Consider the following 15,315-nt stretch of genomic DNA (forward strand, 5'->3'; position numbering starts at 1 on the left):
ATCAATTTTTTTGGATGTACCGCTCACTGAGAAACCAGATAAGTTGCATAAAAGCCGGTTGATTCAACGTCGGCAGTCCGCTGATCACCAGTGAAAATCGCTGCTCTCCGATATAGAGCGGCCAAAACCCCAGCTCGCTATCCCCCCCGGCATTGACTACCGCCCACGCAGAAGATGCCATACTCAGATTGTTTTGCAGCAAGCCCGTGTGCCGCTGGTGCAAGGAGGCGAGGTCGGCACTGAGTGCTGAAATCTCTTCTGCTGCCTCATGGGCAAAGCCATGGGTGGCCAGATAAAACCCTTCTTCATCGGCTAACAACGCCTTTCCCGAGCCACAAAGCGCCGCCAGTAACGGGGGAGCGACCTCTTCCAGCCTTCCTTTGGGTGAGTGCTGCTTATCGTCAAAGCCTTGCAGCCAACCCAGTTTTTGAGATCGATGCAGCAGTGACAGTGCATCTTGCTCATCCGCAATATTGGATAATTTTTTCAGTTTTTCCAGTGTCAAATAACGGCTTTTCGGTTTTGACAGCAGTGAAAATAGCAGCTGCCTTGCCGGGTCACTATGGTTACTTGAAATGGCGTAGTATGCCCCTGCAGGGGTCGGCACCACGTAATACTCTGTCATTAATTGTAATTCGCTCATCTATTCGCCCAACCATGGATCAAGTGTAAACAGCAGCGCCTCTACCAGCTTGGAAATATCTTCACCCTCTCGGGCATCTACCTCAAAGAGTGGTGGGTTAATACCGTGCTCTTGAATTTTCTTGTGGTAATCTTCCAGTGAGGGTTCGGGACTGACATCCATTTTTGTAATACCGATGGCTACCTTATTTTCCGCAATAAAGTTTTTAAAGGCATCGAGAAAAAAAGCCATATCTTTAAAGGGATCGGCGCGGCTATTATCCAGCAGCAAAACCAACCCCAGCCCACCCTGGCTAAGAATTTCCCACATAAAGCTGAAACGCTCCTGACCGGGCGTGCCATAGAGGTGAATTCGTTCATTATCACCCAACAGCATGACACCGTAATCCATGGCAACTGTGGTTTCCGGCTTGTGATCTCGGGCCATATCACTGGCATGTTCATCGGTCTTAACCACCGGTGAGTCACTAATGGAGCTAATCGCCGTTGTCTTGCCCGCACCCACCGGCCCGGTGAAAATAATTTTATGATTGCTCATGCTATTGTCCAAATTTATGCGCGATTAAGGACGCTTTAGTTTGAGACCCTTGCACAACAGGGGCGCGAGAAAAAAGAGATAAAATTTGACTGATTAAGGCATAAAATGCAGCGAGTAGTGCGCTATTCACCAGGTTTTCAACGAAAATAAGGTGCATTTTAACCTTTTTCATCCGTGCATCCTCTCGTGCAAAGGTCTCAATTTGTTTAATATTTTCCCAAACAAGCCATGGAGCCGGTGCTGTTTTATGGGCGCAGGCTCTATTAAGGAGTCAGCCATTCGATGGGCAGAGCCGGCCAGCCCGATTGCATGCGCTGCACTGTAGAGTGAAAACACCTGACTATATGGGATACCCAATACCTGGCTGATCAAGGGAAGCTTGCGGGGCTGGCCTATGAGCAGCGTGATAGCACGCATCATGCTGGGTGAAACACGCAAGCGGGTGATGTTTGGCCAGTGCCTCAGATAGACCGGCGCATTTAAATCTGTCCCGAGGGGTACTCTCCCTTGCGCACTCCATAGCGCCACTCGCCATAAAAATGCATCCATTGAGCTACCCGCTTTGGTCTCAACAGCACGATACTCCAGTTCAAGGCTATTCTTCCTATTATGGGTGCGCATTTTCACCTCAAGGGTACAGAGTGGTGAGGTGCAAAGCCGCTCCAGCCAGGTTTCATTAATGGAGGTAATTACTTTTTTTGCCTCCGGAAGAACCGTAATTGTCTTCCACTCACCGCCAATTCTAATACTGAGTTGAACGGCACTATTCTTTTTTACAGCCCGTTTAATTGCGCTAGCAACTTCCCCTTGAAGGTGGTTTTCAGGGTCGTAGAAATAGCTCTCTTTGGACTCCGCCTGGCTAAAGTCCACCGGGGGTATGCGAGTGCGGCTAACGGGGCGTTTTTTAGGTTCAACTCGACTCACCTTTTCAGCTGCGGGCGCTTTAACCTGCTCTGTATGGCGAGTAACTGCGTCCTCTTTTAACTCACTCTTCATCGCTATGGCTTCACCAACCCGCCGAGGCTCAAGCAGCGGTAACTGGGAGACTTTTTTGATTGTTTTTATCAGCATATCGACCCGAATGGGGCGTGCCACATAGTGAGTATCTTCGAGCTGGGGGTCGTTCACTGAGAGTACAATGATGTGTCGCAACGGGTAGTCGTTACGCACTTTTTCTAACAGGCTTTCACCATCAACACTGTCCATATTAACGATGGACATATCGGCGGATGCGGCATCATCAGTGAGCGTGCAGCACTCTTTACCGGGGCCATTAAAGGCCATACGCAGCGCTTCGCATGACCGTTCATCCATGCCGTAAACAGTGGCTGTTAAGCTATTTTCTCCCGATGCTTTCATCGCATAACACCCTCTTTACAGATCAAAAGCCTCAGCTTGTTTATGCCACTCGGTTTGTACAGCCTGTGGCCACTCTGGACATTTTTTATAGCTCACTCGAAAAGCATCTCTATTCTCTGTGTGCCGATAAATCATCAACAGCTCCAGGCTTAACTCCCCCTGCTGTGGCGCCTGCTGCAACGCTTGCTCCAATAACTTTTGAGCGGTTTCAATCTGCCCGCTATTCAACAGGTCACGCACCTCATCTATCAGTGCGGTATCGGCCACATGTGCCACGTCTACCTGCTCTTCACTTATATTCAGTGAGCCACTCACCGCTGCACTTAAACGGGAGTAGCGGGTGAGTGGCATCATATTGGTTGCCAAGAGGCCACGCTGCATCCCCGCTTTAAACAGAGCAAGCTGAGGCTTGGTCAACCGCGCAGCAACGCCCCGTAACAGCCGCAATCGCAAGGCGCTGCCGTTGTCGCCCAGCGCGATAAAGAGATCGAGCAAGGAGCCGTATAACCCTTCCCGGTGATCATGTTGATGATATATTTTTAAGCGTTGCAGATGGGCCGCCAGATCGGCGGGGACTCTCTGAATACGGTGAGCAAGGTGCTCTAATATTTTATCATCCATGTCGCCCGGTCTACTCTGCGCATAATCGCTGGCAGAAAAAAAACAGGGATCCTGTCGTAAAAGGTCACTCTCAATGCTGTCCGTAGCGGGTACATCACAACCTAGTACATCAACCATCTTATATTGCCTGGTCAGTTGATCTGTCAGTGCCCATGGCAAGGCGCGTTTCGCAGGGAATTGTATTCTCTTTACAAGAAACGCAACACCGCCATGGGTACTGACAGATCAACCCTGCGGGCGTTTCTGTGGCACTCCGCCTCGGCGTTATAGCGCTTGCCAAGGGAATAACCATTACCTGCGAGCTATGCCTTGATGCGAAATGCCACAGAATCGCTGACCAGGCAATATAAGGTGGTTGATGTACTAGATGAATAGCCGACATGGTTTTGGTGCTCTTAAAGATTTATAAAAGGGTTAATTTCTATGCCACATGATAGAACTCGCACCCCATATGACGGCAATTTGGTGACAAAGTTAATGGCAATCGTTGATGAATACAGAAAAATAACCTTACTTTAAGTGGCAATACCAGGTCATATTATAATAGCGCGGTTCAGGTGGTAAGAAATAGAGAGGGGAGCTACCGCTATAAACGGGCGGACAATAGGCTCATAACCTCCTCATCAAACAGAACAATCGGGTTTGTTTTCATGCTGCTACCCCGGCAGTTTTCTACCACCTTCGTAAGCATCGATGGGGTTACCCCGTAGTGAGACAGACCCGGCAATTGCAGATGTGCCGTCCACTCGCTAAGCTGCGCGGTCAACATCTGCTGAGCCTCTTCATCACTTTGGTGATGTTTACGACTGAATAGGCGACCGACCTCGGCGTAGCGTTTCAACCCTGGGTTTTGCGGGTCCCTCGATTGCATCGCAACAATATTCACCTTGCTTGCCTCGGCAACCAGGGTGCCGCAAGCGATACCATGGGGGATGGGGAAGAAGGCACCCAATGGTGAGGCGAGGCCATGCACTGAGCCTAGGCCTACTTGCGCCAGGGTCACCCCGGATAACCAGGCGGCATAGAGCATGTTATCTTGCGCCTCTGTGGCCTGGTCACCCTTTTGATACCAATCCAGCAGACTATCTCGCACCCTCCTCAAGCCGCTCAGAGCCAGTGCATCTGTGAAAGGATTTGCCTTGGTTGAGAGGTAGGATTCCAGCAGTTGGGTCAGCGCATCCATGCCATTACCGGCAATAAGCTCAGCGCTACAACCGTTTAGCAACAGCGGATCCAGAATCGCATACTCTGCCACCAGCTGGTCATCCCGAAATGATTTCTTGAACCCCTCTGCCCCTTGCATACTCAGCACTGCGTTTTTAGTCGCTTCACTACCGGTGCCCGCTGTTGTTGGCACCGCAATAAAGGGGGTGGATGGGCCACGATAAATTTTCTCCGGCCCAACACCTTCCAGATGATCCATCACTGAGTTACCGGGCTTCAGCAGCCCGGCAATCGCCTTTGCGGCATCCAGCACACTGCCACCACCAATACCTAACACCACTTCAATCTGTTGAGGGTGGTATTCGGCTACCACTTCATCAATGCACTGTGGTGATGGCTCACCACTGATCACAACCTGCTGCCACTCAAAACCATCCACCCGCAAAGCATCCATTAGCCACTGCCATTGCGACTGCTGCTGCAGAGAGCGGCTACCAGTGACCAGTAGCACTTTGGTACCGTACAGTTTCATAATCAGCGGAATTTTAGCAAAACTGCCCCGCCCATATTCAATGCGGGGAACTCTGGAAATAGAAAACGAGGTGAGCGACATCAAGCGTGATCCTTATTTTTTGCATACAAACAATACACATTAAACGATAGCTGAAACCGCTAACCCCGACAATTTTTTGTGTCTCTAGATCTAGAGCGCTTTCATCCGTAGGGGGTAGTGCTCAATCCAATATCGATTCACCTGTTTATCTGCTACTCTTGCGACAAAAATAGGTTGATAAATTTTAATCATGAAAAAGCAACTTTTGGCTCTGCTATTGCTAGCCTCTCTGCCAGCACACGCCATTGTCAATCTGGATGAAATTCATAGCCGTGATGTTGAGCTGGGCCTGAGCGGTGCGCTGGGTATCAACTTCAGTGGCTCGAAAGGTAATAGCGATGAAACCAACACTCAGCTGTCAGCGCAGTTACAGCGGGGAACGGAAACCTACAGTGATATTTTAATGGTCAGCTACCACTACGGTGAGGCGAATGGTCAGCTTAATAATGATAACGCGTTTATTCATCTGCGCCATATACAAAAGATGGACGCTACTTTTTCATGGGAGCTTTTTACCCAGCTGCAAAATGATCGCTTTTCCCGACTCTCGTTGCGCACTTTAGTGGGGGGTGGTTTGCGCTATAAATGGGCAGAAACAGACAACCGCATCATTTTAGGTGTCGGTGCATTTTATGAGCGGGAGCGTATTGACGATACATCACTGTCAGTAGATGAGAGAAGAGAGCATCGTAACTGGCGTGGTAATTTTTACAGCATTATCTCCCACACCCTCAACCCGCAAAGCCACCTGTTTGGCACACTCTACTTTCAACCCCGTTTTGACGATACGACTGATTATCGCCTGCTGCTACAGAGTGGTATTAAAGTCAAAATAGCCAAAAGTCTTGATCTGGTTATTGGGTTGGATGCCGCATATGACAACAAGCCGCCACTGACCGTTGAAAAGTATGACATCAACTATCGCAGCGGCCTGGAGTATACGTTTTAGCTGAGGCTATGTTGCGGTTATCAGTCTATTCAGGCACTCACTGGGACGCATGACTGTGGCAACCATCTCGCTGTCTGGCAGAAAATAACCGCCAATATCCACACCCTGGCCTTGTACGGCATTGAGTTCTGCAATAATCTTTTCCTGATGATCGCTCAGTGCTTTTGCCAGTGGTTTAAAGTGCACTTGAAGCTCGGTATCCTCCTCTTGAACGGCCAGTGCCTCAGCCCAGTACATCGCCAAATAAAAGTGGCTACCCCGATTATCCAGCTCACCTACTTTCCGTGAGGGGGATTTGTTGCTATCGAGAAAACGTTCTGTGGCCTGCTCCAACGTATCGGATAACCGCTGCGCTTTGGTATTTTTATGGGATACCGCCAGGTGCTCGAAAGAGGCGGAGAGTGCAAGAAATTCACCCAGCGAATCCCAACGCAGGTGGTTCTCATTTAACAGCTGTTGAACATGTTTGGGTGCTGAACCACCGGCACCGGTTTCGAACAGGCCCCCGCCCTTCATCAACGGCACAATCGAGAGCATTTTTGCCGAGGTACCCAGCTCCAAAATAGGAAATAGATCGGTAAGATAGTCGCGCAATACATTGCCGGTCACCGAGATGGTGTCGTGCCCCTGTTTAATGCGCGTCAAGGTAAAGTCGATCGCCTCTTCGGGTGACATAATACGAATATCCAGACCACAGGTATCGTGCTCTGGCAGGTAACAATTTACCTTTTTGATAATCTCTGCATCGTGAGCGCGCTGATTATCCAGCCAGAAAACAGCCGGGGTCTGGCTGGCACGGGCACGCTTGACCGCCAGCTTAACCCAATCCTGAATCGGTGCATCTTTCACCTGGCACATGCGAAAAATATCACCCGCTTCAACGGCCTGCTCCATCAACAATTTGCCATCTTGGTCAACAACGCGTACCTCTCCGCTGCCACTCATCTGGAAGGTTTTATCGTGAGAGCCGTACTCCTCTGCCTTTTGCGCCATCAGGCCGACATTGGGCACGCTACCCATGGTGGCCGGATCAAACGCACCGTGCGCCTTGCAGAAGTCGATGGTCTGCTGATAGATACCGGCATAGCAGCGATCCGGGATCACCGCCAGGGTATCTTGCTGTTTGCCTTCACGGTTCCACATCATGCCGGAGGCGCGAATCATCGCGGGCATCGAGGCATCGACAATCACATCACTGGGCACATGCAGGTTGGTGATGCCCTTATCGGAGTCCACCATGGCGATATCTGCACTTGCTGCCATTACCGCGCTTATATCCGCTTTTATTTCCGCTTGTTTATCAGCCGAAAGTGACTCAATTTTATTATAAACATCACCCAGGCCGTTATTTGGGTTGATACCGAGTTCAGCAAATATCCCGGCATGTTTATCAAACACGCTTTTAAAGAATACGCTCACCGCTGTACCAAAAATAATCGGGTCAGAGATCTTCATCATGGTCGCTTTCATGTGCAGTGAGAAGAGAGTGCCTTGTGCTTTCGCCTCGGCAATGGATGCCGCCAAAAACTCACTTAACGCCTGGTGGCTCATGACAGCCGAATCAATGATCTCTCCGGCCAGTAGTGGGCTGCTCGATTTGAGCTCACGCACCGTGCCATCTTCCGCGATAAACTCAATCGTAAAATGACCTGCTGTGGCAACTGTTATGGATTTTTCTGAGCCATAAAAATCCCCACTCGACATATGGGCCACGCGGCTCTTTGAGTCAGCCGACCACTCACCCATGCTGTGGGGATGTTTTTGGGCGAAATTTTTAACCGAGGCCGGGGCGCGACGATCCGAGTTACCTTCACGTAACACCGGGTTGACGGCACTACCCAATACTTTGGCATAACACGCTTTAATCGCTTGCTCTGCGTCATTTTGTGGGGTTGCCGGGTAGTCAGGCAGCGCATAGCCGTGGCCCTGTAACTCCTTAATGGCTGAAATCAACTGTGGAACCGAGGCACTAATATTGGGTAGCTTAATGATATTGGCAGCGGGCGTTTTTGCCAGCTCGCCCAACTCCGCAAGCGCATCAGCCTGGCGCTGTTCTGCGGTTAAATAGTCAGGGAAATTGGCAATAATTCTTCCGGCCAAAGAGATGTCGCGGGTCTCAATAATCACACCGGCAGCGCTGGCAAACCTCTTTACAATAGGCAGAAATGAGTAGGTCGCCAGTGCTGGCGCTTCATCCGTCAATGTATAAATTATCTTTGCCTTTTCTATCATGAGTAACCCTGAGCAATATTGGAAAAGCGGTCATTTTACCCCAGATAGTGCAGAACTTCTAAAAACTTGCGGTTTGGAATAGTGGCCTCCCCACTGGCCAGTAAAATCATCACACCGCGCTCACATAACAACACCATGAGAGCACTGCGTAGTTCAGTGTTCAACCTCCTTCAGACGTCGTTACAAAGCTTTTCAGGTCCACCACCTGCCGTCGCGCTCCCCAACCACCTGGTTGCGCTTCAAACAAACCAGCACAAGGGGTATCACAGAAGCGACAATGCCCCTGAGAAGTCAGGTTCCACTCAGAGAGTTGATACCCATCCCGACCAATCAACATTTCACCACAGAGGTGGCAATAGGTACTCTCTCCGGCTTTATCGTGTAGATTGCCGGTATAGACATAATGCAGGCCATTATCGAGCGCAATTTTCCGTGCCCGCTGCAGGGTTTCAGCGGGTGTTGATGGCTTGTCCATCATCTTAAAGTCAGGGTGAAAGGCGCTAAAGTGCAGCGGTACATCGGGCCCTAACTTTTCCACCACCCACTGGCTGAGTTGCTGTAGCTCCTGAGCTGAATCATTTTCGCCGGGAATCAACAGTGTTGTGAGTTCCAACCAGACATCCGTTTCATGCTTGATATATTGAATAGTCTCCAGCACCGCCTGCAAATGCCCTCCGGTGAGTTTATGGTAGAACGGTTCGCGCATCGATTTTAGGTCAATATTCACCGCATCCATAGCGTCATAAAACTCAGCCCGGGGTGCTGCACACACATAACCGGCACTCACAGCAATCGACTTTACCCCCTGCTCTGCACACGCCTGGGCAACATCAATCGCATATTCATGAAAGATAACCGGATCATTGTAGGTGTAGGCAACACTGCGGCACTTTAGCGCCACCGCAGCCCGCGCAATCAACTCAGGGGAAGCCGCATCTGCCAAGGTATCAACCGCCCGAGAGTTGCTGATATCCCAGTTTTGACAAAACTTACAGGCCAAGTTACAACCCGCCGTACCAAATGAGAGTACCGGGGTGCCGGGTAGAAAGTGGTTAAGTGGTTTTTTCTCAACAGGGTCAATGCAATAGCCACTTGAGCGGCCATACGTGGTCAATACAATGGCATTATTCACATTAGCCCGCACAAAGCAGAATCCACGCTGCCCCTCTTTTAACTGACAAAAGCGCGGACAGAGGTCGCACTGCACCCGACCATCTGCCAGCGGGTGCCAGTAACGCGTCGGCCACGGGTGATCAAGCGCATCCTGATAACTGTCTATTGCTGTCATATTATCACCTCCAGAATGGTGCTATACACTGCTACACTTAAGTGTAGAACAGGGCTGTAATGACGAGGGGTAATCGCATGAAAATGAGCAGAAAACCGGCCGTTGCCGGAAGCTTCTATCCTGACGATCCGCAGCTACTGGCAGTGATGGTGGATGAGCTTCTGGCCCAGAACCCTGTGCAAGGCTATCGACCCAAGGCATTAATTGTCCCCCATGCTGGTTACATCTACTCCGGTGCGATTGCCGCCAGTGCCTATAATGCGCTGCAACCTCTGCGCGACACTGTTCGCCGCGTGATCTTGCTAGGCCCCTCGCACTCTGTTGCATTCCACGGGCTTGCGTGCAGTGAAGCGGATACTTTTGTCACCCCATTGGGTGCTGTTGAGCTATGTAAAAAAGATCTTTCACTGGTTCAAAAACTTCCCCAGCTAAAGCCGCTGGAGCAGGCTCACCAACGTGAGCACAGTCTGGAGGTGCAGCTCCCTTTTTTACAGCGCACCCTGCAACAGTTCACTCTGCTGCCGCTGGTGGTGGGTGATGCCTCTGCTGAAGAGGTGAGTGAAGTTTTAGAGCCGCTGTGGGGAGGTGATGAAACACTGATAGTAGTGAGTTCCGACCTGAGTCACTACCTGAGCTACTCGAAGGCAAAGGCGCTCGACCTGGCCACTAGCCAAGCAATTGAAACGCTGAACACGGAAGGGGTTGGTGCAGGGCAAGCGTGTGGAAGAGCACCCATAATCGGACTATTACATGCCGCTAAAGCACACCACCTGCACGTAACTACCCTTGATCTACGCAACTCAGGAGATACCGCTGGCACAAAGGATCGTGTGGTCGGGTATGGTGCTTATGTCCTACAATAAACAGCCCCTAGAGGGCCAAGCAAAACAACAACTACTCTCCCTTGCCAGAGAGTCCATCACATGTGGTTTGCAGCGCCATCAGCCTGCTACGGTAAAGCTCGACGACTACCCAGCAGCACTTCAACAGCGAGGGGCAAGTTTTGTGACGCTGGAAAAGCAGGGTATGTTACGGGGCTGTATCGGCACCCTTGAAGCCTACCGACCACTGGCTATTGATGTGGCAGAGAATGCCTTTGCAGCGGCTTTTCGTGACCCTCGCTTCCCCCCTGTTCAGGCAGATGAGTTGAGCGATCTACAGCTCCACATATCACTGCTTACCCCACCAGAGCCATTGCCAGTAAAAGATCAAGCCGAGCTATTACGTCGACTACAGCCAGGCATTGATGGGCTTATTCTGCACGAAGGCAACCTCCGCGCCACCTTTCTTCCCTCGGTGTGGGAGAGCTTGCCAGAGCCACGCCAGTTTCTTGCTCAGCTCAAACTAAAGGCGGGCCTGCCGGCAGATTACTGGTCTGAAACGCTTCACTTTGAGCGCTATAAAACCATCAGCATTGATCCCCCTAATCCAGATATTTCATAAATTTTCGCACAGATCACGCAGGCGTTTTATGGGTCGCTTTTAGGTTGGCCAACATCGCTAGCTGATAGAGAGCAGTGCCCGCTCTTTAAGGTGATGGATTTGGTCTCGCACCACACTCGCCTGTTCAAACTCCAGGTTGCGGGCGTGAAGGTACATGGTATCTTCCATTTTTTTGATCTCTTTTTCGAGTTGGCTAGGAGTCATTTTTGCATAGATCGCCGCCTCATCGGCTACATGTGCGTACTCCTTTGCGCTGGTCACTCCGCCAGGTCGCCCGCCTTGCATAACATCAAGTATCGCTTTTTTAATGCCTTGTGGTGTGATGTTATTGGCTTGGTTGTGAGCGATCTGCTTTTCTCTGCGCCGTTCGGTTTCATCCATCGCGATACGCATAGATTTGGTGATTTTATCGGCATATAAAATAGCGCGGCCATTCAGGTTACGTGCAGCGCGGCCAATGGTCTGAATCAGCGAGCGTTTGGAGCGTAAAAAGCCCTCTTTGTCTGCATCGAGAATCGCCACCAGTGAAACTTCGGGAATATCTAACCCCTCGCGTAGCAGGTTAATACCCACCAGTACATCAAATACGCCCAGCCGTAAATCCCGTAAAATTTCCACTCGCTCAACGGTATCGATATCTGAGTGCAGGTAGCGGACTTTTATCCCATGTTCGTTCAGGTAATCACTCAAATCCTCGGCCATTCGCTTGGTCAGCGTGGTGACCAGCACCCGCTCACCCAGCGCAATACGCTTGTTAGCCTCTGAAAGCAGGTCGTCCACCTGAGTACCCACCGGGCGAACTTCAATTTCTGGGTCAATCAGCCCAGTGGGGCGTACCACTTGCTCAGCCACTTCACCCGAGTGTTCCATCTCATACTCTGCCGGTGTTGCCGAAACATAGATTGTTTGTGGTGAGCGCTGCTCAAACTCCTCAAACTTCATGGGGCGATTATCCAGCGCGGAGGGGAGCCTAAAACCGTACTCGACAAGGTTCACTTTTCTGGCTCGATCCCCTTTGTACATTCCGCCAATTTGCGGCACTGTGACGTGACTTTCATCTATAATAAGCAGCGCATCATCGGGCAGATAATCAAACAGTGTTGGCGGTGCATCACCCGGTGTACGGCCCGAGAGGTAACGTGAATAGTTTTCGATGCCCGAGCAGTAGCCCAGCTCCAGCATCATCTCAATATCGTAGTTAACCCGCTGCTCAATACGCTGCGCTTCCACCAATTTATCAAGGCTGCGTAACTGTTTAAGGCGCTCTTTTAACTCAGCTTTAATATGTTCGAGGGCATCCAAAATCGTTTGGCGTGGTGTCACGTAGTGGGTACTAGGGTAGACCGTGGCGCGAGGTACTCGCTGCAACACTTCACCGGTCAGTGGGTCAAACCATGCCAGTGACTCCACCTCATCATCAAACAGCTCAATTCTCAGTGCCCGCTTCTCCTCATCTGCCGGGAAGATGTCGATCACCTCACCCCGCACCCGAAAAACACCCCGGTGGAAGTCGGTATCATTGCGGGTGTATTGCAGCTCCGCTAAGCGCGCCAGTACGGCCCGTTGGTCAACCATCTCCCCTGTAGAGAGGTGCAACATCATCTTCAAATAGGCGTTAGGGTCACCCAAGCCATAAATTGCTGAAACCGTCGCGACGATGATGGTGTCTTTACGCTCAAGCATCGCCTTGGTGGCCGAGAGGCGCATCTGCTCTATATGCTCATTAATTGAGGCATCCTTCTCTATGAAGGTATCGGTACTGGGCACATAGGCTTCTGGCTGGTAGTAGTCATAGTAGGAGACAAAATATTCAACCGCATTTTCGGGGAAAAACTCGCGTATTTCAGCATAGAGCTGAGCAGCCAATGTTTTATTGGGTGCCATGATCAGGGCGGGCCGTTGCAATTCTGAAATGACGTTGGCAATGGTAAATGTTTTACCCGAGCCGGTAACCCCCAGCAGGGTCATTCCGGCCTCGCCGGCTTTTAGCCCCTCGACTAATGTTGCAATCGCCGAGGGTTGGTCTCCGGATGGTTTGAATTCTGAATTTAATTTGAAGGGTTTGCTCATAAAGTGATTCTGAAATTCGCGTGAATACAGTAGTATACCGTTACTGTATCTGATTTGTGGACTAAAAGGCTTTCACTTGAACATACATCTTTCAAAGCGCGTCCAGCGTATAAAACCATCCCCTACTCTCCTCGTTACTGCCCGGGCCAATGAACTCAAAGCCGCTGGGAAAGATATTATCGGGCTGGGTGCTGGCGAACCCGATTTTGATACGCCCGAGCATATAAAGCAGGCGGCTATCGAAGCAATCAACAGTGGATTCACCAAGTATACCGCAGTTGACGGCACCGCAGAACTCAAGCAGGCGATCATTGATAAGCTGCAACGCGATAATCAACTGAGCTACCAAGCAGACCAGGTGCTGGTCTCTTGCGGTGGCAAGCAGAGTTTTTTCAACCTTGCCCAGGCGATGCTGGATGAGGGAGATGAAGTTATCATCCCCGCCCCCTACTGGGTCTCATACCCAGACATGGTGCTTTTGGCCGACGCCACGCCGGTAGTTGTTGAGACCTCGCTGCATGAACAGTTCAAGATGTCGGCAGAAATGCTTGAGGCGGCCATTACAGATAAAACACGCCTCGTGGTGATCAACAGCCCCTCCAACCCGAGTGGTACCTGTTACAGTCAAGCCGAGTTGGCTGCATTAGCTGCTGTACTCAAAAAATACCCCAACATCATCATTGCCAGTGATGACATGTATGAACATATCATTTTAGGCGATCAGCCGTTCTGTAATATCTTGATGGCTTGTCCGGCACTGTATGATCGCACGGTGGTCTTAAATGGAGTCTCAAAAGCCTACTCCATGACAGGCTGGCGTATCGGTTATGCGGCAGGGCCAGCCCCCTTAATCAAGGCGATGAAAAAGATCCAGTCACAAAGCACATCCAACCCCACCTCCATCTCGCAAGTTGCCGCCACCACGGCACTCAACGGCGGCGGTGAGTGTATTGATGTGATGCTGACAGCATTTAAAATGCGTCATCACTATATTGTGGCGGCCTTAAATAGCATCGATGGTGTTGAGTGCCTCCCGTCACAAGGTGCATTTTACTCTTTTCCTTGCATGCAGGGAGTGATTGATCGAATGGATAACATCAGCAATGATGTCGAATTGGCAGAGTTTTTCCTGACCAAAGCGGGCATTGCACTGGTACCTGGCTCAGCCTTTGGATCTCCCGGCTATATGAGACTCTCTTTTGCCACCAGCATGGAGAACCTTGAAAAGGCAATTATGCGTATTAAATCAGCGCTTTGCGAGTGATTTTGACCGCCAAATAAATATCATTTTTAGTATTGACCCACTTGGGGTGTTTCTGTACTATACGCACATCTTATCGAGTAGATAATTATTCCCTGATAACTCAGTTGGTAGAGTAGCGGACTGTTAATCCGTTTGTCGCTGGTTCGAGCCCAGCTCAGGGAGCCATATTCAAACACCTGGAAGTGATGCCAGGTTTTTTAGTTTTACCTATTACCATTCCCTGATAACTCAGTTGGTAGAGTAGCGGACTGTTAATCCGTTTGTCGCTGGTTCGAGCCCAGCTCAGGGAGCCAAATACAAAAAAGCCTATAGATCTCTCTATAGGCTTTTTTTTGCCTGTGGATAACACAAATATAATACGCCACCCATGGCAAGTAACCATAATATTGTAGGAGCCATCTTTAGATGGCGAAAATAGCAATGTGCTATCCACCGCAAGCTGAAGCTTGCGCCTACAGATATGGGTAGATAGTTTTACAAATCAGAAGCGTGCTTCTCCAGATATGAAGCAACGCCATCTGCATCCGGCTTCATTCCCTCATCACCCTTGTTCCAGCCGGCCGGACAAACTTCACCGTGCTCTTCAGAGAATTGAAGTGCATCAACCAAACGTACCATCTCATCAACATTACGCCCAAGCGGCAAATTGTTAACGATTTGAGACTGCACCACACCCTCTTTATCGATCAAGAACGAACCGCGCAGTGCCACAGAGGCTTCAGGGTGCTCAACACCGTATGCCTTAACAATTGAGTGGTCAATATCAGCCACCAGTGGAAATTTGATAGGGCCGATGCCACCCTTATCAACCGCCGTATTACGCCATGCATAATGGGAAAACTGAGAGTCGATTGAGACACCAACCACCTCAACACCACGCTCTTTCAGGGCATCAACACGGTGGTCGTGCGCCAAAATTTCAGACGGGCAAACAAAGGTGAAATCCAGTGGATAGAAGAACAGAACAACATATTTTCCACGCAGATCGGAGAGTTTAAAATTATCCACGATGGTACCGTCAGCCAGAACTGCGGGGGCACAAAAATCAGGAGCTTGCTTAGTTACTAATACAGTCACGCTATTATCCTCTAGGGTTGAGAGAGTATAACCACTCAGAGCATTCACCTTTTGC

At 50.2% G+C, this 15,315-nt stretch carries 14 protein-coding genes and 2 tRNA genes; 6 read left to right on the forward strand and 10 right to left on the reverse strand.

Going from position 1 to position 15,315, the window contains the following annotated elements; all coding sequences use genetic code 11:
- Window position 1: 1 nt before the first annotated feature.
- From L3J94_07725 to L3J94_07750, 6 genes are all read right to left on the reverse strand, one after another.
- Window positions 2-643 (reverse strand): hypothetical protein, encoded by a 642-nt coding sequence (locus L3J94_07725; GenBank protein ID MCF6218631.1) that lies wholly within the window; start codon window positions 641-643, stop codon window positions 2-4.
- Window positions 644-1,180, reverse strand: a complete 537-nt coding sequence (locus tag L3J94_07730; protein ID MCF6218632.1) for an ATP/GTP-binding protein — start codon at window positions 1,178-1,180, stop codon at window positions 644-646.
- 1 nt (window position 1,181) lies between these two features.
- Complete coding sequence (locus tag L3J94_07735) at window positions 1,182-1,352, reverse strand: hypothetical protein (GenBank protein ID MCF6218633.1); 171 nt, start codon at window positions 1,350-1,352, stop codon at window positions 1,182-1,184.
- Window positions 1,349-2,539: a hypothetical protein gene (locus L3J94_07740; GenBank protein ID MCF6218634.1), complete on the reverse strand. Its 1,191-nt coding sequence runs from the start codon at window positions 2,537-2,539 to the stop codon at window positions 1,349-1,351. The genes L3J94_07735 and L3J94_07740 overlap by 4 nt, the downstream gene beginning before the upstream one ends.
- Window positions 2,540-2,554: 15 nt before the next feature.
- The gene (locus L3J94_07745) at window positions 2,555-3,277 is read right to left on the reverse strand and encodes a hypothetical protein (protein ID MCF6218635.1); all 723 of its coding nucleotides are present in this window, start codon (window positions 3,275-3,277) and stop codon (window positions 2,555-2,557) included.
- A gap of 469 nt (window positions 3,278-3,746) precedes the next feature.
- Window positions 3,747-4,937: an iron-containing alcohol dehydrogenase gene (locus L3J94_07750; GenBank protein ID MCF6218636.1), complete on the reverse strand. Its 1,191-nt coding sequence runs from the start codon at window positions 4,935-4,937 to the stop codon at window positions 3,747-3,749.
- A gap of 190 nt (window positions 4,938-5,127) precedes the next feature.
- Between L3J94_07750 and L3J94_07755 the strand changes: the two genes are divergently transcribed.
- Window positions 5,128-5,886 (forward strand): DUF481 domain-containing protein, encoded by a 759-nt coding sequence (locus L3J94_07755; GenBank protein MCF6218637.1) that lies wholly within the window; start codon window positions 5,128-5,130, stop codon window positions 5,884-5,886.
- Between the two features lie 6 nt (window positions 5,887-5,892).
- Here the strand turns inward: L3J94_07755 and L3J94_07760 are convergent, their stop codons facing one another.
- Window positions 5,893-8,118, reverse strand: a complete 2,226-nt coding sequence (locus tag L3J94_07760; GenBank protein MCF6218638.1) for an NADP-dependent isocitrate dehydrogenase — start codon at window positions 8,116-8,118, stop codon at window positions 5,893-5,895.
- Window positions 8,119-8,278: 160 nt separating this feature from the next.
- Window positions 8,279-9,406: an AmmeMemoRadiSam system radical SAM enzyme gene (amrS, locus tag L3J94_07765; GenBank protein ID MCF6218639.1), complete on the reverse strand. Its 1,128-nt coding sequence runs from the start codon at window positions 9,404-9,406 to the stop codon at window positions 8,279-8,281.
- A gap of 77 nt (window positions 9,407-9,483) precedes the next feature.
- Here amrS and amrB point away from each other — a divergent pair, with 77 nt between their 5' ends.
- Together amrB and amrA are read left to right on the forward strand one after the other, a co-directional pair.
- Entirely contained in the window at window positions 9,484-10,269 is a 786-nt protein-coding gene (gene amrB / locus L3J94_07770) for an AmmeMemoRadiSam system protein B (GenBank protein MCF6218640.1), read from the forward strand.
- Window positions 10,256-10,849 (forward strand): AmmeMemoRadiSam system protein A, encoded by a 594-nt coding sequence (amrA, locus tag L3J94_07775; protein ID MCF6218641.1) that lies wholly within the window; start codon window positions 10,256-10,258, stop codon window positions 10,847-10,849. Before amrB ends, amrA begins: the two co-directional genes overlap by 14 nt.
- A 57-nt stretch (window positions 10,850-10,906) precedes the next feature.
- On the opposite strand, the gene uvrB is transcribed toward amrA, so the two are convergent.
- Complete coding sequence (uvrB, locus tag L3J94_07780) at window positions 10,907-12,919, reverse strand: excinuclease ABC subunit UvrB (protein ID MCF6218642.1); 2,013 nt, start codon at window positions 12,917-12,919, stop codon at window positions 10,907-10,909.
- A 76-nt stretch (window positions 12,920-12,995) separates the two neighbouring features.
- On the opposite strand from uvrB, the gene L3J94_07785 reads away from it, so the two are divergent.
- The 3 genes from L3J94_07785 to L3J94_07795 all read left to right on the forward strand — a co-directional run bounded on the left by L3J94_07785 (window position 12,996) and on the right by L3J94_07795 (window position 14,476).
- Window positions 12,996-14,183, forward strand: a complete 1,188-nt coding sequence (locus L3J94_07785) for a pyridoxal phosphate-dependent aminotransferase (protein ID MCF6218643.1) — start codon at window positions 12,996-12,998, stop codon at window positions 14,181-14,183.
- 89 nt (window positions 14,184-14,272) lie between these two features.
- A tRNA-Asn gene (locus L3J94_07790) sits at window positions 14,273-14,348 on the forward strand.
- Window positions 14,349-14,400: 52 nt separating this feature from the next.
- Window positions 14,401-14,476: transfer RNA gene (locus tag L3J94_07795), tRNA-Asn, on the forward strand.
- Window positions 14,477-14,657: 181 nt separating this feature from the next.
- Here L3J94_07795 and L3J94_07800 read toward each other — a convergent pair.
- Complete coding sequence (locus tag L3J94_07800; protein MCF6218644.1) at window positions 14,658-15,260, reverse strand: peroxiredoxin; 603 nt, start codon at window positions 15,258-15,260, stop codon at window positions 14,658-14,660.
- Window positions 15,261-15,315 lie beyond the last annotated feature (55 nt).

The organism is Gammaproteobacteria bacterium (genome assembly GCA_021647245.1).
In the GTDB taxonomy this organism is placed as follows: domain Bacteria; phylum Pseudomonadota; class Gammaproteobacteria; order RBG-16-57-12; family RBG-16-57-12; genus JAFLJP01.